The organism is Pararhodobacter zhoushanensis (assembly GCF_025949695.1).
GTDB lineage: Bacteria > Pseudomonadota > Alphaproteobacteria > Rhodobacterales > Rhodobacteraceae > Pararhodobacter > Pararhodobacter zhoushanensis_A.
In genome coordinates this window covers 3,606,372-3,629,422 of record NZ_JAPDFL010000001.1, presented here as the reverse complement: position 1 = coordinate 3,629,422, position 23,051 = coordinate 3,606,372, and the positions used below count along the sequence as shown (strand labels likewise).

34 protein-coding genes, 1 other RNA gene and 1 pseudogene are annotated in these 23,051 nt (G+C 64.1%); 12 read left to right on the top strand and 24 right to left on the bottom strand.

The window, feature by feature from the left end; translation table 11 throughout:
- Positions 1–133: 133 nt before the first annotated feature.
- The 13 genes from OKW52_RS18035 to OKW52_RS17975 all read right to left on the bottom strand — a co-directional run bounded on the left by OKW52_RS18035 (position 134) and on the right by OKW52_RS17975 (position 7,690).
- A complete protein-coding gene (locus tag OKW52_RS18035; RefSeq protein ID WP_264506927.1) occupies positions 134–505 on the bottom strand; it encodes a helix-turn-helix domain-containing protein in 372 nt (123 codons plus the stop codon).
- Complete coding sequence (locus OKW52_RS18030; RefSeq protein ID WP_264506926.1) at positions 502–771, bottom strand: hypothetical protein; 270 nt, start codon at positions 769–771, stop codon at positions 502–504. Before OKW52_RS18030 ends, OKW52_RS18035 begins: the two co-directional genes overlap by 4 nt.
- Entirely contained in the window at positions 768–1,202 is a 435-nt protein-coding gene (locus tag OKW52_RS18025; protein ID WP_264506925.1) for a gp16 family protein, read from the bottom strand. The genes OKW52_RS18030 and OKW52_RS18025 overlap by 4 nt, the downstream gene beginning before the upstream one ends.
- Positions 1,202–1,555, bottom strand: coding sequence for a hypothetical protein (locus tag OKW52_RS18020; protein ID WP_264506924.1), 354 nt, complete (start codon positions 1,553–1,555; stop codon positions 1,202–1,204). The genes OKW52_RS18025 and OKW52_RS18020 overlap by 1 nt, the downstream gene beginning before the upstream one ends.
- An 11-nt stretch (positions 1,556–1,566) precedes the next feature.
- Entirely contained in the window at positions 1,567–2,217 is a 651-nt protein-coding gene (locus OKW52_RS18015; RefSeq protein ID WP_264506923.1) for a DUF3164 family protein, read from the bottom strand.
- Positions 2,210–2,629: a hypothetical protein gene (locus OKW52_RS18010; RefSeq protein ID WP_264506922.1), complete on the bottom strand. Its 420-nt coding sequence runs from the start codon at positions 2,627–2,629 to the stop codon at positions 2,210–2,212. The genes OKW52_RS18015 and OKW52_RS18010 overlap by 8 nt, the downstream gene beginning before the upstream one ends.
- On the bottom strand, positions 2,626–3,189 hold the full coding sequence (locus OKW52_RS18005; RefSeq protein WP_264506921.1) for a hypothetical protein: 564 nt from the start codon (positions 3,187–3,189) through the stop codon (positions 2,626–2,628). Before OKW52_RS18005 ends, OKW52_RS18010 begins: the two co-directional genes overlap by 4 nt.
- On the bottom strand, positions 3,189–3,914 hold the full coding sequence (locus OKW52_RS18000) for an AAA family ATPase (RefSeq protein WP_264506920.1): 726 nt from the start codon (positions 3,912–3,914) through the stop codon (positions 3,189–3,191). The genes OKW52_RS18005 and OKW52_RS18000 overlap by 1 nt, the downstream gene beginning before the upstream one ends.
- Before the next feature lie 111 nt (positions 3,915–4,025).
- A complete protein-coding gene (locus OKW52_RS17995) occupies positions 4,026–6,131 on the bottom strand; it encodes a transposase domain-containing protein (RefSeq protein WP_264506919.1) in 2,106 nt (701 codons plus the stop codon).
- Positions 6,128–6,979 (bottom strand): ParB/RepB/Spo0J family partition protein, encoded by an 852-nt coding sequence (locus OKW52_RS17990; RefSeq protein WP_264506918.1) that lies wholly within the window; start codon positions 6,977–6,979, stop codon positions 6,128–6,130. Before OKW52_RS17990 ends, OKW52_RS17995 begins: the two co-directional genes overlap by 4 nt.
- A gap of 2 nt (positions 6,980–6,981) precedes the next feature.
- The gene (locus tag OKW52_RS17985) at positions 6,982–7,320 is read right to left on the bottom strand and encodes a hypothetical protein (RefSeq protein ID WP_264506917.1); all 339 of its coding nucleotides are present in this window, start codon (positions 7,318–7,320) and stop codon (positions 6,982–6,984) included.
- A complete protein-coding gene (locus OKW52_RS17980) occupies positions 7,317–7,439 on the bottom strand; it encodes a hypothetical protein (RefSeq protein WP_264506916.1) in 123 nt (40 codons plus the stop codon). The genes OKW52_RS17985 and OKW52_RS17980 overlap by 4 nt, the downstream gene beginning before the upstream one ends.
- Positions 7,436–7,690 (bottom strand): hypothetical protein, encoded by a 255-nt coding sequence (locus OKW52_RS17975; RefSeq protein WP_264506915.1) that lies wholly within the window; start codon positions 7,688–7,690, stop codon positions 7,436–7,438. The genes OKW52_RS17980 and OKW52_RS17975 overlap by 4 nt, the downstream gene beginning before the upstream one ends.
- An 89-nt stretch (positions 7,691–7,779) precedes the next feature.
- Here OKW52_RS17975 and OKW52_RS17970 point away from each other — a divergent pair, with 89 nt between their 5' ends.
- Entirely contained in the window at positions 7,780–8,448 is a 669-nt protein-coding gene (locus OKW52_RS17970) for a S24 family peptidase (RefSeq protein ID WP_264506914.1), read from the top strand.
- Positions 8,449–8,608: 160 nt separating this feature from the next.
- On the opposite strand, the pseudogene arsH reads toward OKW52_RS17970, so the two are convergent.
- From arsH to OKW52_RS17940, 6 genes and pseudogenes are all read right to left on the bottom strand, one after another.
- Positions 8,609–9,320 (bottom strand): annotated as a pseudogene (gene arsH / locus OKW52_RS17965) (arsenical resistance protein ArsH).
- Positions 9,313–9,735 (bottom strand): arsenate reductase (glutaredoxin), encoded by a 423-nt coding sequence (gene arsC, locus OKW52_RS17960; RefSeq protein ID WP_264506913.1) that lies wholly within the window; start codon positions 9,733–9,735, stop codon positions 9,313–9,315. The pseudogene arsH and the gene arsC overlap by 8 nt, the downstream one beginning before the upstream one ends.
- A complete protein-coding gene (arsB, locus tag OKW52_RS17955; RefSeq protein WP_264506912.1) occupies positions 9,732–10,799 on the bottom strand; it encodes an ACR3 family arsenite efflux transporter in 1,068 nt (355 codons plus the stop codon). The genes arsC and arsB overlap by 4 nt, the downstream gene beginning before the upstream one ends.
- 25 nt (positions 10,800–10,824) lie before the next feature.
- Complete coding sequence (locus OKW52_RS17950) at positions 10,825–11,334, bottom strand: arsenate reductase ArsC (RefSeq protein WP_264506911.1); 510 nt, start codon at positions 11,332–11,334, stop codon at positions 10,825–10,827.
- Between the two features lie 9 nt (positions 11,335–11,343).
- Positions 11,344–11,676, bottom strand: coding sequence for an ArsR/SmtB family transcription factor (locus OKW52_RS17945; RefSeq protein WP_264507737.1), 333 nt, complete (start codon positions 11,674–11,676; stop codon positions 11,344–11,346).
- Positions 11,677–11,834: 158 nt separating this feature from the next.
- Positions 11,835–12,455 (bottom strand): SOS response-associated peptidase, encoded by a 621-nt coding sequence (locus OKW52_RS17940; protein ID WP_264506910.1) that lies wholly within the window; start codon positions 12,453–12,455, stop codon positions 11,835–11,837.
- A gap of 77 nt (positions 12,456–12,532) precedes the next feature.
- Here OKW52_RS17940 and OKW52_RS17935 point away from each other — a divergent pair, with 77 nt between their 5' ends.
- The 7 genes from OKW52_RS17935 (at position 12,533) to OKW52_RS17905 (ending at position 16,911) form a co-directional block, all read left to right on the top strand.
- Positions 12,533–12,856 (top strand): zinc ribbon-containing protein, encoded by a 324-nt coding sequence (locus tag OKW52_RS17935; RefSeq protein WP_264506909.1) that lies wholly within the window; start codon positions 12,533–12,535, stop codon positions 12,854–12,856.
- A gap of 574 nt (positions 12,857–13,430) precedes the next feature.
- The gene (locus OKW52_RS17930) at positions 13,431–13,934 is read left to right on the top strand and encodes a type III secretion system chaperone family protein (protein WP_264506908.1); all 504 of its coding nucleotides are present in this window, start codon (positions 13,431–13,433) and stop codon (positions 13,932–13,934) included.
- A 73-nt stretch (positions 13,935–14,007) separates the two neighbouring features.
- The gene (proC, locus tag OKW52_RS17925) at positions 14,008–14,820 is read left to right on the top strand and encodes a pyrroline-5-carboxylate reductase (protein WP_264506907.1); all 813 of its coding nucleotides are present in this window, start codon (positions 14,008–14,010) and stop codon (positions 14,818–14,820) included.
- Positions 14,817–15,152 (top strand): tRNA-binding protein, encoded by a 336-nt coding sequence (locus OKW52_RS17920; protein WP_264506906.1) that lies wholly within the window; start codon positions 14,817–14,819, stop codon positions 15,150–15,152. Before proC ends, OKW52_RS17920 begins: the two co-directional genes overlap by 4 nt.
- Positions 15,152–16,108, top strand: coding sequence for a 2-hydroxyacid dehydrogenase (locus tag OKW52_RS17915; RefSeq protein WP_264506905.1), 957 nt, complete (start codon positions 15,152–15,154; stop codon positions 16,106–16,108). The genes OKW52_RS17920 and OKW52_RS17915 overlap by 1 nt, the downstream gene beginning before the upstream one ends.
- Positions 16,098–16,511 carry a hypothetical protein gene (locus tag OKW52_RS17910; RefSeq protein ID WP_264506904.1) on the top strand — a complete coding sequence of 138 codons (414 nt, stop codon included), beginning with the start codon at positions 16,098–16,100 and terminating at the stop codon, positions 16,509–16,511. The genes OKW52_RS17915 and OKW52_RS17910 overlap by 11 nt, the downstream gene beginning before the upstream one ends.
- Positions 16,512–16,599: 88 nt before the next feature.
- Entirely contained in the window at positions 16,600–16,911 is a 312-nt protein-coding gene (locus OKW52_RS17905; protein ID WP_264507736.1) for a hypothetical protein, read from the top strand.
- Positions 16,912–16,936: 25 nt separating this feature from the next.
- Here OKW52_RS17905 and ssrS read toward each other — a convergent pair.
- Together ssrS and OKW52_RS17900 are read right to left on the bottom strand one after the other, a co-directional pair.
- Positions 16,937–17,094, bottom strand: a non-coding RNA gene (ssrS, locus tag OKW52_RS23365) — 6S RNA.
- A gap of 44 nt (positions 17,095–17,138) precedes the next feature.
- Positions 17,139–17,882: a methyltransferase family protein gene (locus OKW52_RS17900; RefSeq protein WP_264506903.1), complete on the bottom strand. Its 744-nt coding sequence runs from the start codon at positions 17,880–17,882 to the stop codon at positions 17,139–17,141.
- A 149-nt stretch (positions 17,883–18,031) separates the two neighbouring features.
- Between OKW52_RS17900 and OKW52_RS17895 the strand changes: the two genes are divergently transcribed.
- Positions 18,032–18,466: an MmcB family DNA repair protein gene (locus OKW52_RS17895; protein ID WP_264506902.1), complete on the top strand. Its 435-nt coding sequence runs from the start codon at positions 18,032–18,034 to the stop codon at positions 18,464–18,466.
- Positions 18,467–18,552: 86 nt separating this feature from the next.
- Here the strand turns inward: OKW52_RS17895 and OKW52_RS17890 are convergent, their stop codons facing one another.
- Entirely contained in the window at positions 18,553–19,008 is a 456-nt protein-coding gene (locus tag OKW52_RS17890) for a c-type cytochrome (RefSeq protein WP_264506901.1), read from the bottom strand.
- 139 nt (positions 19,009–19,147) lie between these two features.
- A complete protein-coding gene (locus tag OKW52_RS17885; protein WP_406622284.1) occupies positions 19,148–19,993 on the bottom strand; it encodes an ABC transporter permease in 846 nt (281 codons plus the stop codon).
- Between the two features lie 172 nt (positions 19,994–20,165).
- On the opposite strand from OKW52_RS17885, the gene OKW52_RS17880 reads away from it, so the two are divergent.
- Positions 20,166–20,813 carry a GcrA family cell cycle regulator gene (locus tag OKW52_RS17880; RefSeq protein WP_264506900.1) on the top strand — a complete coding sequence of 216 codons (648 nt, stop codon included), beginning with the start codon at positions 20,166–20,168 and terminating at the stop codon, positions 20,811–20,813.
- Between the two features lie 76 nt (positions 20,814–20,889).
- On the opposite strand, the gene OKW52_RS17875 is transcribed toward OKW52_RS17880, so the two are convergent.
- On the bottom strand, positions 20,890–21,243 hold the full coding sequence (locus tag OKW52_RS17875) for a HesB/IscA family protein (protein WP_264506899.1): 354 nt from the start codon (positions 21,241–21,243) through the stop codon (positions 20,890–20,892).
- A gap of 57 nt (positions 21,244–21,300) precedes the next feature.
- Between OKW52_RS17875 and OKW52_RS17870 the strand changes: the two genes are divergently transcribed.
- Together OKW52_RS17870 and OKW52_RS17865 are read left to right on the top strand one after the other, a co-directional pair.
- Positions 21,301–22,506: a deoxyguanosinetriphosphate triphosphohydrolase gene (locus OKW52_RS17870; protein WP_264506898.1), complete on the top strand. Its 1,206-nt coding sequence runs from the start codon at positions 21,301–21,303 to the stop codon at positions 22,504–22,506.
- A gap of 82 nt (positions 22,507–22,588) precedes the next feature.
- Positions 22,589–23,044 (top strand): MarR family winged helix-turn-helix transcriptional regulator, encoded by a 456-nt coding sequence (locus OKW52_RS17865; RefSeq protein ID WP_264506897.1) that lies wholly within the window; start codon positions 22,589–22,591, stop codon positions 23,042–23,044.
- Positions 23,045–23,051: the final 7 nt, after the last annotated feature.

The following is a 23,051-nucleotide window of genomic DNA, read 5'->3' as shown; positions in this document are numbered from 1 at the left end:
GCATCGGTTTCACACGACGCTACCTTGATGATCTCGACTAAAGTGACGCTGAACTGAGGCAATACAATGGCCTGCATGAAGAGGCCATTCGTTCAAGGCTGGAAGTAGCTAGACACTCACCTAGCATTCCCGCTCAAAACAGCGGCATCTGCCGATCATCCGCCCACCGCGATCCGCCCTCGTCCTTCAGCCACTTCCTCACCGTCACATCCGTCACATGCAGCTTGCGCGCGATCTCGGGCACGCGCAGGTCGTCGCTGCGGAACACGCGAGCGAGCCAGGGCTTGGCGGTCGGCACGCGTTTGGAAAGTCCGGCCTCGCCCAGGGCCATGACCGCGTCGGTGCCGATGCGCTGCGCCACGGGTGAGCGAGCGGCGGCGGCGCGGGTCAGGGGCAGGTAGATCTCGGCCCCGCCGAACTCCAGAATAAAGGCGACCGCACCCTCATAGCCGAGGATGCGGACATAGGGCTCGACATGAGCCGGGGGGCGGGGCCGGTTGGTCACGCGGTACCGTCGCGGCGCCGGGGCTTGCGGCCCGGCTTGATCGCGTGGGTGCTGGCCTCGCGCACGGTGACCACGACCGCGCCGTTGGCGTCGCGGATCAGGCAATAGCGCATACCGTCGATGATCACGCCGGTTGCGCCTTGGGCGGCGGCACTCTCGACCAGCGCGCCGATCTTGCGCCGGTGCGTCTCGATGTCGAGCTTGAGCGCCCGCTCGAGATAGCGCAGCACAGCGTGATCGGTGACATGGGGGCGCGCGTGCTTCATGGGTCCAGGTCCACGCCTGCGCGGCGGCACATGGCCTTGAGCGCGTCGATCAGATCGGCGATCTGCGCCGCCTCGCGCAGCATGTCGATATCGGCGGGCACGCTGCCCCAGCTCGCCGCGAAGCGCTCGCGGAGGAAGGCGTTGAGACCGGCGCGGCCGGGCTGGCGCAGGGCACCGGCCGTGCCCAGCAGGGTCCAGAGCTTGTGGACATAGCGCAGATCGGCGCGCGGCGCGGGTTTGTGACGGCCCCTTGCCGCAGGATTGAAGCCCCGGTTTTCAAGGGCCTTCAAGACCGCTTTAAGCTCGGGTTCGGACATGGCCGAGAGGCTGTCCTTTCCGGTGATCTGACGCTGCAGGTCGTGCCGGGTCTCGGTATCGAGACCCAGCTGCCTGCAGCCCACATGGACCTTGCGGATCATGGCGGCGTTCATCACGGCCTCCGGGGATGCAGGGTGATGAACCCGTCCGCCTCGACGATACCCCGTGCAGGAACGAGGCTGTCGGCGACCTCCACGGGCTTGCGGTTGCCGAGCACCCGCGCCTTGATCTCGGCCCTGAGATGCCCATCGACCGCCAGCGCCGCCGTCGCGGCCAGATCCAGCATCGAGAGCGAGAAGTCGCGCTGGCCAATGCTGAGGAACATCATGTCGCCCTCGGGGCTCAGCCGCACGCGGCAGGTGGTGCTAATGATCTGAAACGCGGCGATCTCGTGCTGAATGAACGGCCCCGGTTCGCCGGTGGTCTCATAGAGCGTAGTCTCAATCGTGGTGATTTCCTTGGCCATTCTCGCCTCCCTCACGCTTTCGCCAGATCGATGGTCACCGCCTGCCACGCCGCCTCCAGCGTCTCGCGGCGGTAGAGGCGCACGTAGGTCTTCGAGCCGACGATCCGCATCGCGTCGCGGATGGCGCGCATGGCTTCCAGCCAGCGGGCGTCCTCGATCTCGAGGCGCAGCAGCATGAAGATCTCCGAGCGGTTGATCTGCCCTGCCTTGTCGGTGTTGAAGGCCCGCGTGACGATGGCGCGGATCTCGGCGCGGGCGTCCTGCGCCCATTCATTCAGGCACTCGTCGACCAGCTCCTTTGCAATCTGCAACTGCGGGCCGAAGTCGATGTGATCGGCGACCTGAACCTGAACCTTCCAGAGGCCGTCGAAGGAGAGGAACGTCTTGTTGCCCTTGGCGCCGCCCTTGGAGGCGCCGTATTCCTGCGCGAGGATCGCCTCGAAGGCCCCGAGATCCTCAAACGTGTGCGCCTTGAAGCGCTCGACCTGCTCGCTGAGCGCGAGGCCGTATCCGGCGATCTTGCGCACCGTCTCGTCCTCGAGCAGGGCGGCGGCCTCGATCAGCTCGACCGGCACCAGCTTGCCCTTGGCGTCGGGCATGTAGGTCTTGCCCGACACGGCGACGCGGCCATCGGGGATGGGAAGGGGGCGATGCTCAGTCATCGGCGGATCCTTTCGACAGGGGCTGGGTCTGTGTTTGGGGGTCACCCGGCGCTGCGGGGGCAAAGCGCGGGCAGGTCTGGCAGGCGCGGTACATCCGCACCCGCAGGGCGTTGGTGTTCTGGAAGCTGCGCGCCTTATCGCGCCAGGCGCGGCATTCGTGCAGCGGCAGGGTGCCGAGCGCGGGGCAGGCGATGGTCTCGGCGAGGTACACGCCGCGCACCAGCTCCTCGACCGCAGCCATGTTGCCGCTGTAGCTTTTGCGGAGCACATTCGAGACCAGTGCTGCCGAGCGGTCGAGCCGGGCTGCGACCTTGTTCTGGCTGCTCGTCTCGCAGGCGCGGGCGAGTGCGAGCACCCAGTCGGGCAGCTCGGCGCCCCAATGGGCCAGCGCAATCCTGACCGGGCGGCTCATGCCTCACCGCCTGATCCAGCGACCGGCAGATGCGTGACCTCGGCCAGATTGTCGTCCCAGACCACGCGCAAGCGGCGCTCGCGCGGCGGCTTGGGGCCGGTGTCCTTGACCAGCCGGTAGACCGCCTCGCGGCGGTTGGGCACCGCCTTGCGCGCGACCTTGAGATAGCCCGCGCGCACCAGCATCTGGCAGTACGCCTGCGCGTCGGCGGTCGAGGCGCGGACGGCCTCGGTGGTCGCATGCGCGGCGATGTCGGTGGGCGTGAAGGCCGCGCGCAAGGCACGCATGGTGCGCCACATGTTGCCCTCGGCGCTCTGGTCGGGGCGCGACTGCGGCGGCGTCTCGACATCGCGGCAGACCCGGAAGATCAGCTTGTTGCTGCCGACCCGGCCCAGCTCCTCGACCACGCCCACGCGCACCCAGCCTCGGGTCAGCCTTGTGGCGCGCTCGATGGGCACCCCGGCCTCGGCGGCGAGGGCGGCATAGCTGAACTTGGGCAGACGGCGCGCTGCGTTCCACGCGGCCTGATCGCTGGCCAGGCGTTGCTGATGCGCGCCCATCAGATCTGCCCCGCGACTTGCGGGCGACGCGCCTGCGGGGCGGTGCCGGTGTAGAAATGGCGCGGGTCAAAATCCACGGCCTGCATCTGGCCCTGACCCAGCACCTGCGCGCGCTCATAGACATGCGCGAGGTTGACGCAGACGCGTCGAGTCGAGCCGTGCGAGACGCGCAAGAGCGCCTGCTTGAGATCGGGGGCAATCGCAATGCCGGGCGCATAGATCGGCGCGAGGTGGTTGAGATCGCTCAGATCCGCAGGCTCGGCGGCAACCCAGTCGAGCATGCGGCCATGCACCCGCTCCCATTCCTTGAGCTTTTGCGGCAGCAGCTCCTCGCCGATCAGGATCACCGGGGCCTGTGAACCCTCGTAGATGTCGCGCACGATCTCGACCATCTTGCGCGCCACCAAGTGATCAGCCTCGTCGACGATCAGCGGCACGCCGCGCATGGCCAGCTCGGCGGCGACGCGGTCGACCATGTCGGCGGTGTTGCCCTTGGCGGGCAGGCCCAGCTCGGCGAGGATCGCGGCGCAGAGGTTCTTCTTGGTCCAGGCGCTCTTGCACTGCACCAGCACCGCCTGGAAGCGGTTGGCGGCATAGATCGCGGCGGTGGATTTGCCATAGCCCGAGAAGCCGTAAAAGCAGGCCATGCCGGGCAGGCCGATGGCGCGGCTGTGCACCCGGTCGATCAGCGCAGTGAGGGCCGCGACATTCCGCAGCGGTGCCACGCTATTGTATAGTCTTGGTTCATCTGTCATCATTAAGCCTGTTCAGTTGATCCCGTGTTTGCGTGTTGCCGCCGGGGTCCCTGACGTCACCGTCATGCCTCGGCGGTTCCCTCATCCGAAATACGCGTCGCCAAAGTCCGACCAGAGCATGTGCTCGGCGCGGTACTCGGGCGTGGATTGGTAGACGCGCAGCCAATGCGCCTGCGCCTCGGTGATGATCCCGCCCGCCTCGACAGCCCGCTCCAGCTCCAGCGCCCGCCCGAAGCGTTGTTTGGGCGTCTCGTCGGCCACCTTGGGTGCCCGGCGGGCAGCGAGATCGGCGACCACCGTCGCCTGCGCCGCTTCGACCTCGGGGCGAGGCGCGGGTGTTGCGTCTACCCGAGGCTTGGCGTTGAACATCGGCCGCACGACCTTGGCCTGCGGATCGGGCGCCGCATCGGTGGGCGCCACCGCGTCCAGATCGACGCCCAGCTCGCGGGCACTCAGCTTGCGATGCGCGTCCAGCGCCTTGCGCTCGGCCTTCATCCAGTCCTTGCGCGCCCGGTTGTGCTCGCGGGCGGCATCGATGGACAGGAAGCCTGCGGGAAGATGGCAGGCGGCGGTGCCGAGATAGGCGTTGTCGAAGCCGTAAACGTGGATCCCGCCGTGCAGATCGGCCGGGTCAAAGCGCACGATGACCCGCTCACCCGCATGACCATGCAGCCACTCGGACCAGTACTCGTTGCCCATAAAGGTGATCTTCGCCGTGGTCTTGTGCACGCGCAGGCCCTTGGCCCCCATCAGCCAGAACCGGCGCTGCGCCTCGGTTGCCTTGCGAATGGCGGAGGTCTCGTAGCTCTCGGCGAACACTTCGGCGAAGGACCGGCCCCACGCGATCTCGGAGCGACGTCCCTGACGCAAATTATGCTCCTCGATCCCCTCACTGACCACGCGCAGGAAGTCGTCAAAGGGCACCGCCTTGCTGGCGTAGTTCTCGGGCTTCGCCTCGGGCTTGTTGCCGGTCCATGCCCCCGCAAAGCGCGGATCCTTGGCGATGGCGTCGCACATATCGCGGAAGGCGCGCTCGATGGGCTTTGATTGCCCGGCATAGGGCGTGGCCCAATGGATCTCGCAGCCGAGCGCGGTAAAGAGGCCCGGAATATCGGCTTCCAGATGCTTGAACCGGTTGCGGGTTTCTGAACCGCCGGTGACTTCCTTGGCCGCGAACTCGCGCCCGTTGTCGAGCAGGATGTGCTCGGGAATGCCCCAGTCCTCGATCATGTCGCCCGCCGCCAGCATGACCGCGCGGGCATTGGCGGTCAGGTCCAGCCGCCAGGACAACACCCGGCCGGAATAGACGTCCTGCCAGGCCACCATCTGCGGGCGCACCGGGGCATCAATGCCGGGCCAGCGCACGAAGACGTCGAACTTGTGGAAGTCGCCGTTGACCACCTCGAGCGCATGCAGCGCGGTCTTGTCGCGGCGCTGGGGCGGATACATCCGCTTGAGCGCATCGAGACCCATGCGGGCGAGGATCTGGCCGGGCTGGCTGATCCGCGCGTCGAGATACCGGCGCATGGTGCGTTCGGGCGCAGTGACCCAGCTGTTTTGCCGCGCCACGCGCTCGGCGCGCCGGTAGCTGGACGAGAAGGACGGACGCTCGAGCCGCAGATAGTCAGCGGCGAGCCAGTCGAAGAACTCCTCGTCGAACTCGGCGCGGGTGACCTTGCGCGCGACGGCGCGGTGTTTCGGCGCGAGGTGAGGGAGCCTGTCGTCCGTGCGCACGCCTTCCACCATCCCCATCCAGTTCCACAGTGTCCGCGCGCTCACGCCCTTGAGCCTGGCCACTTCCTTGATCGCCAGATCGCGGCCGAGACCACGCTCGAGGGCTTCAATGGCCTGCACGCAGGTGAGACGGTGTTTGGCCTTGTCCTGCACGGTGTCGGGCAGTTCCTCGAACCAGGTCCAGATTTGCCCCCGGCTGACCGCATCCGCCTGGGCGGGCACCGAGGCATCAATCAGCAGCGCCTTGCGCGCGGCGAGGGGCAGGGCGGTCCAGTGATATTCCCAGCCGCCCCCGCGACCTGAGCGACGGCGGGCCACCTGGGAGTTCGCGCGCAGATTGACGCGCTTGGCCCAGCGTTCGACGCCTTGCTGCGTCGCGGGCACGTCGGGCAGCAGGGCGTCAGCCAGCTCGTTGGCCGTCCACCACAGCTTTGCGGGGGCGAGGTCACTCATTCGGGCGACCCCTCGTAGAGGAGGGCAGCCAGATCGTCGCCGTGATCGCGGCAGAAGCGGCGGCGGGCTTCTTTCGGCGCGCGCGACCATGCGGTCTTGAGCGCCTTCAAGGCCGCTTCAACGGGGTCTTCAATGGCGGGTGCGACACCCTGCTCGGCCTTCCACTGCGCGCGCGCGGTGGCTGCGTTCTTTGCCCGGCCTTCGGACAGAGCCTCGACCACGTCGTCGCGCTCATCTGGGTGGCTGATCTTGGATATGTGGGCCAGATCCTCCAGCGTGATCTGGCGCGGGGCCTTGCGCAGCTTGGCGATATCGCGGGGATCGAGGTGCGCGCCTGCCGCGATGACGCGAAATATGTGCCGTTGGGACAAGCCGAACTTCTCGGCAGTGGCATCCGCAAACGATGCGACTGACATCGTGTCAGTTGCATCCCAGCGGGCCGCAGCACCGGCCACCCCGCGCTTCGTCTCCGGGTGCAGCTTCTCATAGATCCGCTTGCGCTCGGCGAGAAAGATGGCAGTGTCCAAAGGATTCAGCTGGGCACCGGCGATGTTGTCGTCGATCTCTATCAACTGCGCCCAGTCGTCGGTGACGTCGGCCCAGACCTTCGCCTCGATGGTGTCCCAGCCAAGCCGCTGTGCCGCTTCCAGCCGGTGCCCCCCGGCGATCAGCACCAGCTGGCCGCCCTTCTTCTGGCGCACATGAATGGCGTCCTTCAAGATGCCGGTCTCTTCAATAGAGGTGAGCAGGCTCAGCACACCGGCCTCGGACAGCGGGCGCATCCGGCCCGTCGTGTCGACGTCTGCGATCTTGACGCGGTCGATCTTGAGCAATCTCGGTTCAGCCATGCTCAGGCCCCCGCCGATTTGCGCGGTCTGCGGCCGTCACCGGCCCCGACATAGCCATAGGCGCTGAGCGGATCGCGGCTCCTCCGGCAGCCGTTGCACATCCGGTTGTGGATGCCCTCGCTCTGGAAGGTCGCGCCGCAGCACAGGCAGGGGCGAGGGCCGATCTTGGCCGTGGCGTCGGCTGCCTTCTGGAGCCGGTCGCACTTGGTCTCGGCAAGCTCGCGCGTGCAGGGGCCGTAGACGACATGGCCCGCGGGGTTCACGACGACGAAGCCGCCACGGGTGCGATACTCGACCCGGTAGCGAGCGCGGCCGGGTGCGGGCAGGTTGCAGTCTTTCATTGCATCACCGCCCCGGCCATCAGGCCAAGCCACAAGCTCCCAAACAGAAAGCAGGCGCCGAGCAGGTCGCCCAGCCAGTGGTCGTCGAGCGCGCGCAGCGCCCGGAGGATCCGCGTCATTGCGTGCGCTCCTTCTTTTTGCGGGGTTGGGGGCGGGGGATGTCGCACGGCCACTCAAGGTCGGCGGGCCAGTTCTCGTCGAACCAGGCCATCAAACGACCGGCGGTTGCCGTTCGGCAGTCACCGCCAGCGATGAGTTTGCTGAAGAAGTCGCCCTTCGCCAGGGCGCGCATCGAGATTGCGTAATGGGTCACACCGTGGTGGACGGCCATCGTTGTAGCGAGGGTGATCAGGGCGGTTCGCTGTGTCATGAGGCCAAGCTAGCCTGTAGAGGCCACATAGTGCAAGCCGCTAAAAGCTAGGGCTATACGAATTAGCCTGTTCAGGCTATGCACATGCGATGGATCCGATTCTTGAAACCATCGACGAGGCCTTGAAAAAGAAAGGCTTGTCCGACGCAGCAGCCTCCCGGCTCGCAGTCGGGCATCCTTCGCTGATCAAGAACTTCCGCATGGAGCGAACGGGCGAGAAGCGGTACAACCTCTCCGCGCTGAACAAACTTGCAAGTGTGCTGGGGCTTGAGCTGTATTTCGGGACGCCACGCCTTCAGGATCCTCCGCCATCGATCGATATCTCGGGGGAAGAATTCGCAGCCGTCCATCGCTTGGCCGCGGAAGCGAGCGCCGGTCCGGGTGCGCTAAACGGTGATGCAGAGATCGTGGGAGCACTCGCCTTCAGGCGTGACTGGTTGGCCAAGCTTGGTGTGAACCCAGCTCGAGCGTGTCTCGTAACCGTGCGAGGGGACAGCATGGCACCAGGTTTACGGCCTGGTGATCTAGCACTGATCGACCACCAGCGATCAGAGGTCGCACCTGGCAAGGTCTTCGCCTTCAACGACATCGATGGCGAAACCCGGATCAAGCGCCTCGAGCGCCCCGACGAGAAGTCGCTGATCCTCTACTCAGATAACCAAGCATACGCGCCGGAGCTGCGCAAAGGCGTGGACCTGAACCGAGATCAAGATCCTCGGGCAGGTGGTTTGGAGCGGGCACAACTGGGCGTAGGATAGGGCGGAAACGGCCCCTCTCGACCACGTGACCGGCTTGTCGCTCTCGGCCCATACCGGACATTGATGGACCGCGCGGCTAACGGAAGGTTAGGGCCCTAACAGACTATTGCTGCATTGCGGCTCAAGTTCGCCTTGGCGCAATCATTTTAGCAGAAGTCGATCAGATCGCCTTCTGATTGACGCGCTCCGACAAATCGGCTGCGCTTTCCTTCCTCTCACTGTAGCGATCCAACAGGTAGTCCTTGTTGTCCCTGGTCAGCATCGTGAACTTCATCAGCTCTTCCATTACATCAACGACCCGGTCGTAGAATGGCGACGGCTTCATCCGGTCGGCATCGTCGAATTCTAGAAAGGCCTTCGGCGTGGAGGACTGGTTCGGAATCGTCAGCAGGCGCATCCAGCGCCCCAGGATCTCGGAGCTGGTTCACAGCATTGAAGCTTTGCGAGCCGCCGCTGACCTGCATGACCGCCAGCGTCTTTCCCTGCGTCGGTCGCACACCGCCGAGGGAGAGCGGAATCCAGTCGATCTGGGTTTTCAAGATGCCGGTCATGGCACCGTGCCTTTCTGGCGAACACCAGACCATCCCTTCGGACCAGGTGACCAGATCGCGCAGTTCCTGCACCTTTGGATGAATGGCCTCTGCATCGTCCGGCAGCGGTAGGCCAGATGGGCAATAGATTCGCGTCGCTGCCCCCAATCGAGTCAGGATACGGGCCGCTTCCTCGGTCATCAACCGACTGAATGAGCGAGCCCGTAGCGAGCCATAGAGCAATAGAATGCGCGGGGCGTGCGTTGCCCGCGCAGGTTCAAGCAGCCGATCCCTATCGATTGCCTTGAAGTGCCGTTCTTCAATATTCGGGGTATCAGGCAACGCGGTTTCCTTTCGCGTCAATCAGCAGCGAGCCGTCCTCTTTGGCCATCGGGCCGGGGGGCAGGTGGTCGAGAAGGTCCAGCACAACGTCGCTCGGACGGCAGAGGCGGACGCCTTTTGGTGAACAGACGATGGGACGGTTGACCAGAATGGGGTGCTCCAGCATCGCTGCAAGCAACGCGTCGTCGCCCACAGAAGGATCGAGCAGCCCCAGCTCCTCGGCTGGAGATTTTGTTGTCCGCAGGGCGGTGCGCGGCGTCAGGCCAGCAGCGGCAAACAGCGCCAGAAGGTGCGGACGGGTCCAGCCAGTGTCGAGATAGGGGATGACCACCGGCGTTTCACCCGAGGCTTCAATGATGGCCAACACGTTGCGAGACGTGCCGCAGTCTGGATTGTGGTGAATGACGACTGTCATTTTGAAGCTCCTTCCGAAGGGAACCAATGCTTCGTCCTGTTCGCGAATGCGACGAGTGAAAGCATCACGGGCACTTCAACCAGCACGCCGACGACGGTAGCCAGCGCCGCGCCTGACCCCAAACCGAACAGGCTGATCGCGACCGCTACCGCCAGCTCGAAAAAGTTGGACGTGCCGATTAGGGCGCAGGGGGCCGCGACGTTGAACGGAATGCCCCACGCCCGCGCGGCCCCGTAGGCCAGAAAGAAGATGCCGTAGGACTGGATCAACAACGGCACGGCAATCAGGGCGATCACCAGTGGGCGCTCAAGGATTACCTCCCCCTGAAAGGCGAAGAGCAGCACGACAGTTACCAGCAAGCCGATGATCGAGAACGGCTGAACGCGAGACTTGAAGGTATCAACAGCGGCTTCGCCACCCTGGGCGATTAGGCGCTGTCGCGTCAGGTAACCGACCAATAGAGGCAATATGACGTAGAGACCAACCGACAAAAGCAGGGTGTCCCACGGCACGACGATGTTCGTCGCCCCCAGCAGGAAGGCCACGATAGGCGCAAAAGCAAAGACCATGACGACATCGTTCACACTGACCTGAACCAGCGTATAGGTGGCGTCGCCGCGCGTCAGGTTCGACCAGACGAACACCATCGCGGTGCACGGCGCAGCCCCCAGCAGGATCACGCCCGCCAGATAGGCTTGCGCGTCGTCTGGCGGGATCAGGCCCGCAAAGACATAGTTGAAAAACAACACGCCGAGTGCTGCCATCGTGAAGGGCTTGATCAGCCAGTTTACCACCAGAGTGACGACCAACCCCTTGGGCTTATCGCCCACCTGGCGCAATGCACCGAAGTCGACACCGACCATCATGGGGTAGACCATAGCCCAGATCAGCATTGCCACGGGCAAGTTGACTGATGCGATTTCCAGAGAGGCGAGTGCTGCAAACGCGCCCGGAAACAAATTGCCCAGTAGCAACCCTGCGCCAATCGCCAGCGCGACCCAGACAGACAACCAGCGTTCAAAAGGTCCCAGTCCCGCCGCAGCGGGAAGCGATGTATCGGTCATATCAGGCTTTCAGAAGAGAAGGAGATCAGTCGGCTTTAGCGGCAGACTTGCCGATGTCGTCGAGGTTGCGTTGCAGAGACATCCGATTAAGCGAGCCAAGCGGCAGGCTGATAAAGAGCGAAATGCGGCTGCGGAGCATCCGATAGGTTTCCAAAAAGGCGAGCCGCTTGACGGTTTCTGTACCTGCGACTTTGACGGGATCCGGCACGCCCCAATGTGCGGTCATTGGCTGACCCGGCCATAATGGACACTCTTCGGCCGCGGCGTTGTCGCAGACGGTGAACACGAAATCCATCTGCGGCGCGTCGGGGGTTGCGAATTCATCCCAGCTCTTGGAACGCGCAAAGCCTATATCGTGGTGCAGGCCTCGAAGAAGATCGAGCGTGTAGGGGTGCGGTTCAGAACCAGGATTCGATCCGGCAGAATAAGCTTTGAATTTACCGATTCCCTCCCGGTTCGTAATAGCTTCCGCTATGATCGACCGGGCGGAGTTTCCGGTGCAAAGGAACAGGACATTATAGATATCCTTTGTCATGGCTGTCTCCTAACAGGCACAAGCTAGTTCGTTAATGACCGGCTGGCACAACTCCGGGCGACCGCCGCAGCAATCCTCCATCAGAAAAGCCAGCAGGCCGCGCATCCCTTCCATATCCGCAAAGTAGCGGATGCTGCGTCCCTCGCGTTCACTCCGGATCAAACCGGAGCGTGCGAGGACGCCCAAGTTGGTCGACATCGTGTTCTGACGCACCCCGAGAGTATCGCTGATGTCGCCAGCCGACATACCGGCCTCTCCAGCTTTGATGAGAAGACGAAATACGTTCAGGCGGGTGGCCTGACTGAGAGCAGCAAAAGCGTCGAGTGCGTTTTTTTCATCCATATATCTAGAATTATAGATAAAAATGGTGTGCGTCAAGGCTCAATTCGCAACGGGGTCACTCGAACATTAGACGCATTTTCTCGCGTTACAGACTTTCGCGCATGTCGCTGCGAAGGTCCGGTTTCCGCCCATAGTGGCCTTACACCTCTATGCGGCGTCTACACCTCTTCCGCGAGCATCTCATCGTTCAGGGGACTTTGCATTTCCTTGGCCGTCGGCCATGGCGCGGCTAGCCATGCTTCAAGTTCAGCAGGTTCAGTCAGGATCACCGGCATCGCCTTGGGATGGATCGGTGCCACGATCCCATTTGGTTCGCAGGTCAGGAAGGCGAAGAGATCATCCGTCGTTTCGCCGTCCTTGAGCTTGCGGATGCTGGTCCACTCGGGCACCCAGATCCCGGCGAAAAAGGCGGGTTGATCGCCGACCACCTTAAACCAGGCGTTGCCAGCGCCTTTGCCGCCGCGTGGCTCGGCGAAGCGGTCCATAGGCACAAGGCACCTGTGCTCAGGGCCTAACCACCGCCTCCAGTGCGGAGATGTTGTGTTTCGGACATTGGTTACGCCGCGATCGATGCCGCTGGGGCTATGAAACTTCTGCGGCGAGGGCAGGCCCCAACGAGCCTTTCTGAGAACGGCACCTTCACCATCGCGGGTAATGATCGGCGCCAGGCGATCGGGATAGACCTCGCCCGTCTCGATATTTCCGGCCCGGTTTTCCAGATCCGCAAACAATCCGCGCATCGCTTCGACCGCGGTCGTATGGTTGTAGAGATTGCACATGACCACCTCCTGCGACTCAGAGCCTATCACGTCGTCGTGGGCTTGCCGACTCATCGTGTTCGCGTAATGTTCTTATCATGCCTGAGCACCTCTATCCCGTCCGTCCGCACCCCTCGCGCCCGCACCGCACCCTCCAGGACGCGGCAAATGACGGCATGCTTCTGGATATTCGATGCAACCGGTGTCACCGGCAGGTCGCGTATCTGGCGCTCGATCTGCTCAAAGTCTGCGGTCCGTCGCATCCCTTGCATGTGCCGCCTTTCGGCTGCGGCAAATGCGGGTCAACTGAGTTCGTGCGCCTCCGCACGCGGATCCCCTCGCCAGAGGAGTACGGGCGGCTGGCGATCCGCAGGCCGGTCAAGCAAGTGTGGAAGTGGCGGGTGGGAGTTCTCGGTGAGTGATCGGTTTGTGAGCGGAAAATCGCGTGTATGTTCGGCAGCCGTTGTTCGGCGCGTCCTCTGGCAAAGTTTAACGTATTTTCAATGTCTTGCGCCGAACATACAACTCGTGGCCCGAACTTACCGCTCAGTTGTATGTTCCGAAAACGTCCTTTCCGGGTTCAACCGTTTAAAACCCTTTGAAATCAGCCTTCAAAGGGTGTTCAAAGCCGCGACGTGCCGGGAGTGGAATGTGTGAAAACCGGGTTCTTTGCGATGTTTCTGCAAGTTTGCCGGGGTGGCGTTCAAGCCTCGCGCGCTATCAGCAAGTCTCTGAAAACCCAAGCGGATATCGGCTCTTATCGGCTGTTCTCACCTGTTCCCGCTTTTCTGCAAGAATTGGTGTCAACGCACAGCGCTACACACACCCACCCACCCAACATCAAACCTTGTCCACAGGAAAATTTCCTTTACAGGGTTTCGGTTTTCACCCACCATATCTAGTAATGACGGCGAGACCAAACCGCCGCACCTTGCCAAGGCCCGCAGTCATAGTGGGTCAGGCGCCCGTTGAGGCTAGAACAGAGAAAGCCGGGACATGCCCCTGTCCGAGGACCATCTACTGACGGATGAGATCCACCCGATCGACATCGTCGAGACTCTGGCCGAGCATCACGCGTGGGAGTTTGATCGGGTCGGCGACGATCAGATCGCCATGGCGGTTGAGGGTCAGTGGCGCAGCTATTCGCTCACCCTTGCCTGGTCGGGCGCGGATGAGACGTTGCGCCTGATCTGCACGTTCGAAATGGAGCCACCCGCCGCGCGGATGGCCGATTTCTACGAGATCCTCAACCACGCCAATGATCTGTGCTGGTCGGGCGGGTTCACCTATTGGCCCGCGCAGACGCTGCTGGTGTGGCGCTATGGCCTGCTGCTCAGCGGCGGGCAGATCGCGGCCAGCGAGCAGATCGATCAGATGATCCTGAGCGCGGTCGCGGCCTGCGAGCGGTTTTATCCTGCCTTTCAGCTGGTCGCCTGGGCGGATCGCCGCCCTGAGGATGCGTTGAAGCTGGCGATCAGTCAGGCCTACGGTCACGCCTGACCGCGATCCCGATCTGGGGCTTTCCCCGGTGCCGCACCCTCGCTAGGGTGCGGGCAAAACTCGGGGGTGAGCTATGGACATGAGCGATATTGCAGCGCGCGGACTGGTGTTGCTGGGCTGCGGCAAGATGGGCTCGGCCTTGCTGGAGGGCTGGCTGAAGGAGGGGCTGCCGGCCACGTCGGTGCATGTGATCGAACCCAACCCGTCGGATTGGCTGAAGGCGACCGGCGTCGCGCTGAACGGCGCGCTGCCCGAGGCACCGGCGATGGCGTTGCTGGCGGTCAAGCCGCAATTGATGGGCGCAGCGTTGCCCGCGTTGCAGGCCTTGGGGGGCGGGGGCACGGTGTTTGTGTCGATCGCTGCCGGAACCTCGTTGCGCGCCATCGAGGATACGCTGGGGGCGGGCACGCCTGTGGTTCGGGTGATGCCCAATACGCCTGCGGCTGTCGGTCGGGGGATCAGTGCGCTGATCGGGAACGCTCAGGTCAGTGCCGATGCGCTGGATCTGGCGCGGCAGCTGATGGCGGCAGTCGGCGAGACGGTGATGCTGGAGAGCGAATCGCAGATGGATGCGGTGACCGGCGTGTCCGGGTCGGGGCCCGCCTATGTCTTTCATCTGATCGAGGCATTGGCGGCGGCGGGTGTGGCCGAGGGGCTGCCCGAGGACATGGCGATGAAGCTGGCGCGGGCGACGGTCTGCGGGGCAGGGGAGCTGGCGCAGCAATCGGCTGAGAGCGCCGCGCAGCTGCGTATCAACGTGACCTCGCCGGGCGGGACAACCGCCGCTGCGCTGGCCGTGTTGATGAATGAACAGGACGGCTTTCCGGCGCTGCTCAAGCGTGGGGTGAAGGCGGCGACGGATCGCTCGCGGGAGCTGGGGCAGTGAGCGCCAGTTTTGAGGATTTCCAGAAGCTCGACATCCGCGTCGGCACGGTGACAGCGGTCGAGGATTTCCCGCAAGCGCGCAAACCGGCTTGGAAATTGACGGTGGATTTCGGGCCTGAGGTGGGCGTGAAACGCTCCTCGGCGCAGATAACCGAGCATTACACAGCCGCGGATCTGATCGGTCGTCAGGTGATGGGCGTGGTCAATTTCCCGCCGCGCCAGATCGGCCCTTTCCTGTCCGAGGTGCTGGTGCTCGGGCTCTATGATGACACGGGCGCGGTGGTGGTGATCGGCCCCGAACGCAGCGTTCCCAATGGCGCGAGGATGTGCTGATGAAACTCTATCTTTCCCGACCCTTGCCCGAACCGGTTGTCGCGGCGGCGCGGGCTGAGTTCGATGTCACCATGCGCGAGTCGAATGCACCTCTGACGCAGGCAGAGATGGTTGCGGCCCTGCTGGAATATGACGTGGTGCTGCCTACCTTGGGCGACCGCTTCCAGCCGCCGATCTTCGCCGCCGCCCCCGAACCGCGCGCCAAGCTGCTGGCCAATTTCGGTGTGGGCTACAATCACATCGATGTCGCGGCTGCCAAGGCTGCCGGGATCGCCGTGACCAACACGCCGGGTGCGGTGACCGACGCCACCGCCGACATCGCCCTGACGCTGATGCTGATGAGCGCGCGGCGGGCGGGCGAGGGCGAGAGGCTGGTGCGCTCGGGTCACTGGGAGGGTTGGCATCCGACGCAGATGCTGGGCCTGCACCTGTCGGGCAAGACACTGGGCGTGGTGGGCATGGGCCGCATCGGGCAGGCGATTGCCAAGCGCGCGCATCATGGCTTTGGCATGCAGATCGCCTATGTCACCCGTTCGCCCAAGGATCTGCCGGATCTGCCCGGCGCGCAGGCGGTAAGCAGCCTGAGCGCGTTGATGGGGCTGGCGGATGTGGTGGTGATCGCGGTGCCTGCCTCGCCGCAAACGCATCACATGATTGATGCCGCTGCGCTGGAGGCAATGCAGCCGCATGCGCATCTGATCAACATTGCGCGGGGCGATATCGTTGACGAGGCGGCGCTGATCGCCGCGCTGCAAGAGGGGCGGATCGCCGGGGCGGGGCTGGATGTCTACGAGTTCGAACCCGAGGTGCCCGAGGCTCTGCGCGCCATGGAGAACGTGACGCTGCTGCCGCATCTGGGCACGGCGGCGCTGGAGGTGCGCACACAGATGGGGCTGATGGCGGTGGAAAACTGCATCGCTTTCAAGCACAACAAAGCGCTGCCCAATGCCGTCTGACGTGAAATCCACCCTCAGGGCGCTGGGGCTGGCGCTGCTCAACGCGACGCTGTTGCTGGTGGTTGTCGCGCTGATCGCGGCGGCGGTGCTGGTCTGGCAGATGCGCGGGCTGGCGGCGGATGTACGCGGCGGCGTTCAGGCCGAGCTGGTCGCGATCCAGACGCAGGTGCAGTCCACGCGCGAAACGGCGCGTGAGACGCTTGCGGTGCTGCAGGACGCGCGCAGCACCGCACCGGAACTGGCCGAGGCGCGGGCGCGTTTGGCGGCAGTGGTGGCCCGGCTCGAGGCGCTGGAAGCGCCTGCGGACACAGACGCAGGCCTGCTCTGGCGTCAGGTGGCGCGCGCGGTCTTCGAGACGCTGGCGCAGAACCTGCCACCCCGTTCTGCGGCACCGCGACAATAGACCCACTGGTGTATGCTCTGAAAAAGCTTACATTGCGGGTCAACAGGAGGCCTTACCCATGTCCATGATGCCCGATCCCGATGATGGTATTCCGCGTCTCGTGCGGCTCTACATCAAACAGGTAGCGTACGGTTTTGTGCTGTCGGCGGTGTTTGTCGGCATGCTTCTGGGCTTCAATGTCGCCAATCTGCGCCACCTGATGTTTGCCACCGATGGCGGCTGGATCGCCGGGTTCATGCTGTTTTTCTTCAACGGTCTGGTTTTTGCCGGGGTGCAATTCGCCATCGCCATCATGCGCATGGCCGACCCCGAGGACAAAGGCCCCAAAGGCGGGCACCGCGCGCCCGTGCGTCAGGGGCAGTTGATCCCGATTCGCATTCGCGCCGACGACCGGCGCTAAGCGCCTGGTCGGAGGGGGGATAGGTGGCGGGCCCGCAGCAACCGTTTCTGGTGAGATTTCCCGAGAGCCTGAGGTTATCAGGTGGGCGCCAGATACCAAGGCCAGGACCATGGCAGAGCCAGCTCCCTCGGAAGTGCTTATCGGCCACTGGAAAAATGCCGTCGACGTGAAGAGCAGAACCCGCCGCCCTTACATCTAGGGCGGCGTTGTCGTTACATCAAGGCCTCTCAGCGACCCTCCACGGTCAGCAGCGTTGTCTTGCGCTTGATCGCGATCACGATGATCTCAAGCCCGACCGCTGCCGCCAGCGCCCAGTGCCACCCGCTGGCCATCGGCTCGCTGTTGGCGGGCAGGCTGTGCAGGCCCAGTTCCAGCAGATACACCGCCGCATAGGCCCCCAGAATCGACGCATGTTCGCGCCGGATCACCGAAAGCACCGAGAAGGACAGACCTGGCCGCTTGAACCCGCTCAGGCGCGGCCAGAAGGGCGGGGTGGTTGCCGCCCAGTCGGTATAGGGCGTGCCGAATTTTTCGGTCAGGAAGCTTTCTTCGGCGGCGATGATGCGCTCGTAATAAAGCGCCAGCACAAGGATCAGCACGGCCACGATCCACAGGTGCTGCGTGTACAGCGCCAGTCCCGCATACATCAGGCAATTGCCCAGATAGAGCGGGTTGCGCGTCAGCGAATACAGGCCCGTGGTGTTCAGGCTGTCAGCAACCTGCCCGGTGGTGTTGCGCCCCGAGGTGCCGCGCGGCACGAAGCCGACGGTCAGGATGCGGATCGACTCGCCCAGCATCACGAGCGCGAGCGCCAGCGCTTCGACGCTGTCGCCAAGGGCGTCGCCCCAGGTGGTCTCGATGGTTTCGCCGTCCCACGCGGCCCAGACGAACAGCGGCAGGAAAGCAAAAAGCAGATAGCTGCGCCAGCGAAACAGCGTGTGGCCAGCGGTAACCATACGGTCTGAGAGCATTACGGATTCCTTCGATTTTCGCCCTTTTCTGTCATCGTTCGTGGCGACTGCGTCAACGCGCGCGGCATCAACCTTTGGGCGGAAAAGCCGGCTCTCCCACCGCAGGATGAGGTCTGGACAGCGCGTGTTCTTGGTTTATTCTTGTAGCCATGACCGACGATCTGCTCCTTCCCGGCCAAAGGCTTGCGCGTGGCGTGTGCCGCCTGCTGCGCAGTCATGACTTTGCCACGCTGGAAGAGGTTGTGCCGCGCCCCGGGCTGCGCGTCGATGTCATGGCGCTGGGGCCCAAGGGCGAGATCTGGGTGGTCGAATGCAAGTCGAGCCGCGCCGATTTCATGGCGGATCACAAATGGCAGGGATATCTGGAATGGTGCGACCGCTTCTTCTGGGCGGTGACGACAGAGTTCCCGGTCGAGCTGCTGCCGGAAGGGGCCGGGCTGATCATCGCCGATGATTACAGCGGTGAGATCGTCTCGACAGGGCCGCTGGACGCGCTGCCCGGCGCGCGGCGCAAGGCGCTGACGCTGAAGTTCGCGCGGATGGCGGCGCTCAGGCATCACGGGTTGCGCGACCCTCGGGTGTAGGGCGTGGCGGCGTAACTGTCGGCTGTGCACAGCAAAACGCCCCGCCGAAAGGGCGGGGCGTTCTCTGCTTGCGCGCGGGGGCGCGCTTATTCGTCCGCTTCGGCCGCGTCATCGTCGACGGCAGGCGAAACGCTTGCCAGATAGGCCCACATATCCTCGGCCCCTGAGGTCATGCGAAAGCTCATGCCCGAGCGCGCACCGGATTCGCCCAGATGCGAGCGCAGGAAAGCCGTCGGATCAGAGACGTATTCGACGAACAGCTCTTCGGTCCAGACGGCGCCCTCTTCCGTTGCGGCGAATTCCAGCAGCGGCGCGCTGTAGCGGAAACCCTCTTGCGAGGCGACGGCGCGGCCCGGCAGGCCGTACAGGTTCGGCCCGGTGCGGCCGCCGCGCTGGATGGTGGTGCCGTCAGCATCGGTGATCGCATGACAGCTCCGGCAGCTGCGCCACAGGCCTTCACCGGCTTCTGCATCGCCTTCAGCAAAGGACGGAGTCGCACCCAGCGCAAGCAACGCGGTGGCGGACAGGGTCAGGGCTTTCATCATACGATTTCACTCCGGCTATGAGGGACCAAAACGGCCCCGCGATATGGCTTCTTGCGGCTTTATATCGCGCGACCGGGGCTGAGGTCTAGGGAATGCAACGATATGTCACACTCCTGCCGCTGTCCCTGCGTACGGGTCAGGCCTTCAGTCGGAAGCCGCGCGCGATCCAGACCCAGGCCAGCAGCGCCAACGCCAGCGCGGCACCGAAGGTGACGCCGAGGCCCAGCACCGGGTTGGTGTCGGATGTGCCCAGATAGGCAAAGCGCGCGCCGTCGATCAGGTAGAAGAACGGGTTGAGATGGCTGGCAGCGGCCATCGCCGGGGGCATCGAGGCCGAGGAATAGAACGTGCCCGACAGGAAGGACAGCGGCGTCACCACGAAGTTGGTGAACGCAGCGATCTGGTCGAACTTGTTGGCCAGAATGCCCGCGACCAGCCCCAATCCGCCGAGCAACCCGCCGCCGGTGATGGTGATCGCCAGCAGCCAGACCGGATGCGCGGGCCAAACGCCCAGCACGAACCCCACCGCCAGCACGATCACCACCGACACCAGCAGGCCGCGCGCAATGCCACCCGCCAGATAACCCGTGACGATTTCGGCGGGGGACAACGGCGGCATCAGCGTGTCGACGATATTGCCCATGACCTTGGCCCCCACGATGGACGACGAGGTATTGGCAAAAGCGTTCTGAATGACCGACATCATCAGGATGCCGGGGACAAGGAAATGCAGGAACGGCACGCCCATCACCGGCGCACGGCCCGACATCGCCAGCGAGAAGACGCCCAGAAACAGCCCCGCCGTGACCAGCGGTGCGGCGACGGTCTGCTGCCAGACGGCCAGAAAGCGCATGATCTCGCGCTTGGCGAGCGTCAGCGTGCCCAGCCAGTTGAAACGCCCGAACCGGCGCGCGCCCATTTCGCGCAACGCGGTGATCCGGGCGGCCTCGGGGGCCGCGTTGGGCAGGTCTGTGCTGGTCATGATAGGGCTCCGGTCTTATAAACGTACAGGCAAACAAAAGGGGCGGGGCTTGTCCTCGCCGTCGCCTGCTTGTATCTCACCGTCTCCAAGATAGAATAGGGGCGATCGGCGGCCAGTCCCGCGTGCGCGTTTGCACGCTGAAGCCGCCCAAAATTCTTGTGGAGCGTCACGGATGTCCTGGACCGACGAGCGGGTCGAATTGCTCAAGACAATGTGGGCCGAGGGCAAATCGGCCTCGCAGATCGCAAAAGAGCTGGGCTCGGTGACGCGCAATGCGGTCATCGGCAAGGTTCACCGGCTGGGTCTGTCCAGCCGCACGGGCGACGCCTCGGCCGCGGCCCCGGCTGCTGCGGAAACCGCAGCCCCGGCCGCTGCGCCCGAAAAAGCGCCCGAACCCGCCGCGCGGGTCGAGCCTGCTCCGGCACCAGAGCCCGAGCCTGCGGCCAAGCCCGAGCCGGTCGCGGCCAAGCCTGCCGCCGCCGTGCCGCCGCCGACCTCGGGCGTGTCGATCGGTGTGACGCCGGTTGCGCTGCCGGGCCGCCGGCAGATTGTGCCCGCCGGTCAGCCGCTGCCGCCGCAGCCCTCGGCCAACGAGATTTCGCCCGAGGCACTGGCCTCGGTGCGCGAAGTGGAAAAGACCGCGCGCAAGCTGTCGCTGATGGAATTGACCGAACGGACCTGCAAATGGCCCATCGGTGATCCGGCGACGGAAGAGTTCTGGTTCTGCGGTCTGCCCTCTGTTGCGGGCAAGCCGTATTGCGAGGCGCATGTCTCGGTCGCGTTCCAGCCGATGCAGGCGCGCCGCGACCGCCGTCGTTGACCTGGCGGCGCTGAGCGCATCAGATCAACAAAAAAGGGGCCTTGCGGCCCCTTTTTTCATGCCTGCACGGCAGGTCTTACATCGAAAAGCTGATCCCGCAACCGCAGCTGGACGCCGCATTGGGGTTTTCGATCACGAACCGCGCGCCGATCAGCTCTTCGGTGAAATCAATCACCGCGTTGTCCAGAAAGGGCAGGGATACGGGGTCGATGACCACCTGTTGTCCCTTGGCGGCCAGCACGAGGTCATCTTCGGCCGGGGCGTCGAGCGTGATCTCATATTGAAAGCCCGAACACCCCCCGCCCGACACGGCGATGCGCAGGACCTGGTCCTGACCGGCGTTTTCAGCGATCTCGGCGAGGCGCGCAAAGGCGCGATCTGTGACGCGGGGGGCAGTTTCATGGCGGATCAGCGTTTTCCTGTTATGCAAGTGTAGATATAAGCAGGCTAAAGGCGTGCGGCAAGCGCACCCGGCAAGTAGGACGATATGACCGACAAGGCCCCCTTCGCCGCAGACCCCACGCAAAGCCGTGGGCGGCTGCACCGCGAGACGATCTCGACCTTCCGCTCGCCCTTTCAGCGCGACCGTGACCGGATCATCCATTCCAGCGCTTTCCGGCGGCTCAAACACAAGACGCAGGTGTTTATCGAGCACGAGGGCGATTATTACCGCACCCGCCTGACCCATTCCATCGAGGTGGCGCAGGTGGCGCGCACGCTGGCCGGATCGTTGGGGCTGAACACCGATCTGGCCGAGGCCATCGCGCTGGCGCATGATCTGGGCCACACGCCCTTCGGTCACACGGGTGAGGACGCGCTGTCCGAGCTGATGGAGCCGTATGGCGGGTTTGATCATAACGCGCAGGCGCTCAGGATCGTCACCGCGTTGGAACGGCACTATGCCGATTTCGACGGGCTGAACCTGAGCTGGGAGACGCTGGAAGGCATCGCCAAGCACAACGGCCCGATCATCCTGCCCGATGGCACGCCCAAAAAGGGTGCGATCCCGGCGGCTTTGGCGGAATACAACGCCCAGCACGACCTGTGGCTGCACACGCATGCCAGCGCCGAGGCGCAGGTCGCGGCGATTGCCGATGACGTCGCCTATAACCACCACGATCTGCACGACGGTCTGCGCTCGGGCCTGTTCACCGAGGAAGACCTGATGGCGCTGCCGATCACCGGTCCCGCCTTTGCCGAGGTTGACGCGCTCTATCCCGGTCTGGACAAGATGCGTCGCCGACATGAGGCGCTGCGCCGGGTGTTTGGCGTGATGGTCGAGGATGTGATCGCCGTCGCCCACCACCGGCTTGAAGCGGCGCAGCCCAAGGATGCCGATGCAATCCGCTTTCTGGGCACCACGATCATCCGCTTTTCCGACAAGCTGTTTCGCGAACTGAAGGTAATCCGCCAGTTCCTGTTCACCCGCATGTACCGCGCCCCCCGTGTGGTGGCGATGCGGGCCGAAGTGACAGAGGTGGTGCGCGATCTCTTCACGCTGTTCATGCAGGATCCCACACGCCTGCCGGACGAGTGGCGCGATGATGTGGCCCGCGCGCGTGACGAGGCGGCGCTGGGGCGGATCGTGGCGGATTACGTCGCGGGCATGACCGACCGTTTCGCGCTGCAAGAGCATTCGCGGCTGCTCGGCTCGGATATGGTGCGCTTTACCCGGTATATCGTCTCGGGCTGAAATTTTTGCTGCAGGGCAGCATTTCTGGCCCTTGCTTTGTTACGGACCTTTATTATATCGGTCCGTAACAAAGGAAGATTCTATGGCGACTCACTCTTCTCCGCTGCTGGCCCTGCTCATCGACACCGCGCGCGTGATGCGCAGCGAGTTCAGCAGGCGCGCGCGTGATCACAAGCTCAGCCTGCTGCAATGGCGCACCTTGGGTGTGCTGGCGCGGCAGGACGGGCTGACCCAGTCGGTGATCGCTGCCCGGATCGAAGTCAGCCCGATGACGATGAGTGACACCATCGACCGGCTGGAAAAGCACGGCTACGTCCGGCGCGAACCCGATCCGACCGACAGCCGCGCCAAACTGGTCCTGCTGACCCCCGCTGCCCTGCCGATCATCGAGGAAATGCGTCTGGTCGCGCAGCACATGATGGAACGCGCGCTGACGGGGATCGCGCCTGACGAGAGCGAGACGCTGATCCGGCTGCTCGGCCAGATCATGACCAACCTTGAAACCACCGCCCCCTGCGATGCCGCCATCAATGAATGATGAAGCC

Excerpts from the sequence above, each read along its gene's own strand:
- OKW52_RS17870 (WP_264506898.1), top strand. The coding sequence starts at position 21,301 with ATGACCGACAAGGCCCCCTTCGCCGCAGACCCCACGCAAAGCCGTGGG.
- OKW52_RS17990 (WP_264506918.1), bottom strand. The coding sequence starts at position 6,979 with ATGGCTGAACCGAGATTGCTCAAGATCGACCGCGTCAAGATCGCAGAC.
- OKW52_RS17945 (WP_264507737.1), bottom strand. The coding sequence starts at position 11,676 with ATGGATGAAAAAAACGCACTCGACGCTTTTGCTGCTCTCAGTCAGGCC.
- OKW52_RS17930 (WP_264506908.1), top strand. The coding sequence starts at position 13,431 with ATGCCCCTGTCCGAGGACCATCTACTGACGGATGAGATCCACCCGATC.
- OKW52_RS17940 (WP_264506910.1), bottom strand. The coding sequence starts at position 12,455 with ATGTGCAATCTCTACAACCATACGACCGCGGTCGAAGCGATGCGCGGA.
- OKW52_RS18005 (WP_264506921.1), bottom strand. The coding sequence starts at position 3,189 with ATGGGCGCGCATCAGCAACGCCTGGCCAGCGATCAGGCCGCGTGGAAC.
- OKW52_RS17890 (WP_264506901.1), bottom strand. The coding sequence starts at position 19,008 with ATGAAAGCCCTGACCCTGTCCGCCACCGCGTTGCTTGCGCTGGGTGCG.
- OKW52_RS17980 (WP_264506916.1), bottom strand. The coding sequence starts at position 7,439 with ATGACGCGGATCCTCCGGGCGCTGCGCGCGCTCGACGACCACTGGCTG.
- OKW52_RS17885 (WP_406622284.1), bottom strand. The coding sequence starts at position 19,993 with ATGACCAGCACAGACCTGCCCAACGCGGCCCCCGAGGCCGCCCGGATC.
- OKW52_RS18030 (WP_264506926.1), bottom strand. The coding sequence starts at position 771 with ATGAAGCACGCGCGCCCCCATGTCACCGATCACGCTGTGCTGCGCTAT.
- OKW52_RS17910 (WP_264506904.1), top strand. The coding sequence starts at position 16,098 with ATGCCGTCTGACGTGAAATCCACCCTCAGGGCGCTGGGGCTGGCGCTG.
- OKW52_RS18020 (WP_264506924.1), bottom strand. The coding sequence starts at position 1,555 with ATGGCCAAGGAAATCACCACGATTGAGACTACGCTCTATGAGACCACC.
- OKW52_RS17975 (WP_264506915.1), bottom strand. The coding sequence starts at position 7,690 with ATGACACAGCGAACCGCCCTGATCACCCTCGCTACAACGATGGCCGTC.
- OKW52_RS17880 (WP_264506900.1), top strand. The coding sequence starts at position 20,166 with ATGTCCTGGACCGACGAGCGGGTCGAATTGCTCAAGACAATGTGGGCC.
- OKW52_RS17950 (WP_264506911.1), bottom strand. The coding sequence starts at position 11,334 with ATGACAAAGGATATCTATAATGTCCTGTTCCTTTGCACCGGAAACTCC.
- OKW52_RS17915 (WP_264506905.1), top strand. The coding sequence starts at position 15,152 with ATGAAACTCTATCTTTCCCGACCCTTGCCCGAACCGGTTGTCGCGGCG.
- OKW52_RS17935 (WP_264506909.1), top strand. The coding sequence starts at position 12,533 with ATGCCTGAGCACCTCTATCCCGTCCGTCCGCACCCCTCGCGCCCGCAC.
- proC (WP_264506907.1), top strand. The coding sequence starts at position 14,008 with ATGGACATGAGCGATATTGCAGCGCGCGGACTGGTGTTGCTGGGCTGC.
- OKW52_RS18010 (WP_264506922.1), bottom strand. The coding sequence starts at position 2,629 with ATGAGCCGCCCGGTCAGGATTGCGCTGGCCCATTGGGGCGCCGAGCTG.
- arsC (WP_264506913.1), bottom strand. The coding sequence starts at position 9,735 with ATGACAGTCGTCATTCACCACAATCCAGACTGCGGCACGTCTCGCAAC.
- OKW52_RS17970 (WP_264506914.1), top strand. The coding sequence starts at position 7,780 with ATGGATCCGATTCTTGAAACCATCGACGAGGCCTTGAAAAAGAAAGGC.
- OKW52_RS17985 (WP_264506917.1), bottom strand. The coding sequence starts at position 7,320 with ATGAAAGACTGCAACCTGCCCGCACCCGGCCGCGCTCGCTACCGGGTC.
- OKW52_RS17895 (WP_264506902.1), top strand. The coding sequence starts at position 18,032 with ATGACCGACGATCTGCTCCTTCCCGGCCAAAGGCTTGCGCGTGGCGTG.
- OKW52_RS17865 (WP_264506897.1), top strand. The coding sequence starts at position 22,589 with ATGGCGACTCACTCTTCTCCGCTGCTGGCCCTGCTCATCGACACCGCG.
- OKW52_RS18025 (WP_264506925.1), bottom strand. The coding sequence starts at position 1,202 with ATGAACGCCGCCATGATCCGCAAGGTCCATGTGGGCTGCAGGCAGCTG.
- OKW52_RS18015 (WP_264506923.1), bottom strand. The coding sequence starts at position 2,217 with ATGACTGAGCATCGCCCCCTTCCCATCCCCGATGGCCGCGTCGCCGTG.
- OKW52_RS17995 (WP_264506919.1), bottom strand. The coding sequence starts at position 6,131 with ATGAGTGACCTCGCCCCCGCAAAGCTGTGGTGGACGGCCAACGAGCTG.
- OKW52_RS17900 (WP_264506903.1), bottom strand. The coding sequence starts at position 17,882 with ATGCTCTCAGACCGTATGGTTACCGCTGGCCACACGCTGTTTCGCTGG.
- arsB (WP_264506912.1), bottom strand. The coding sequence starts at position 10,799 with ATGACCGATACATCGCTTCCCGCTGCGGCGGGACTGGGACCTTTTGAA.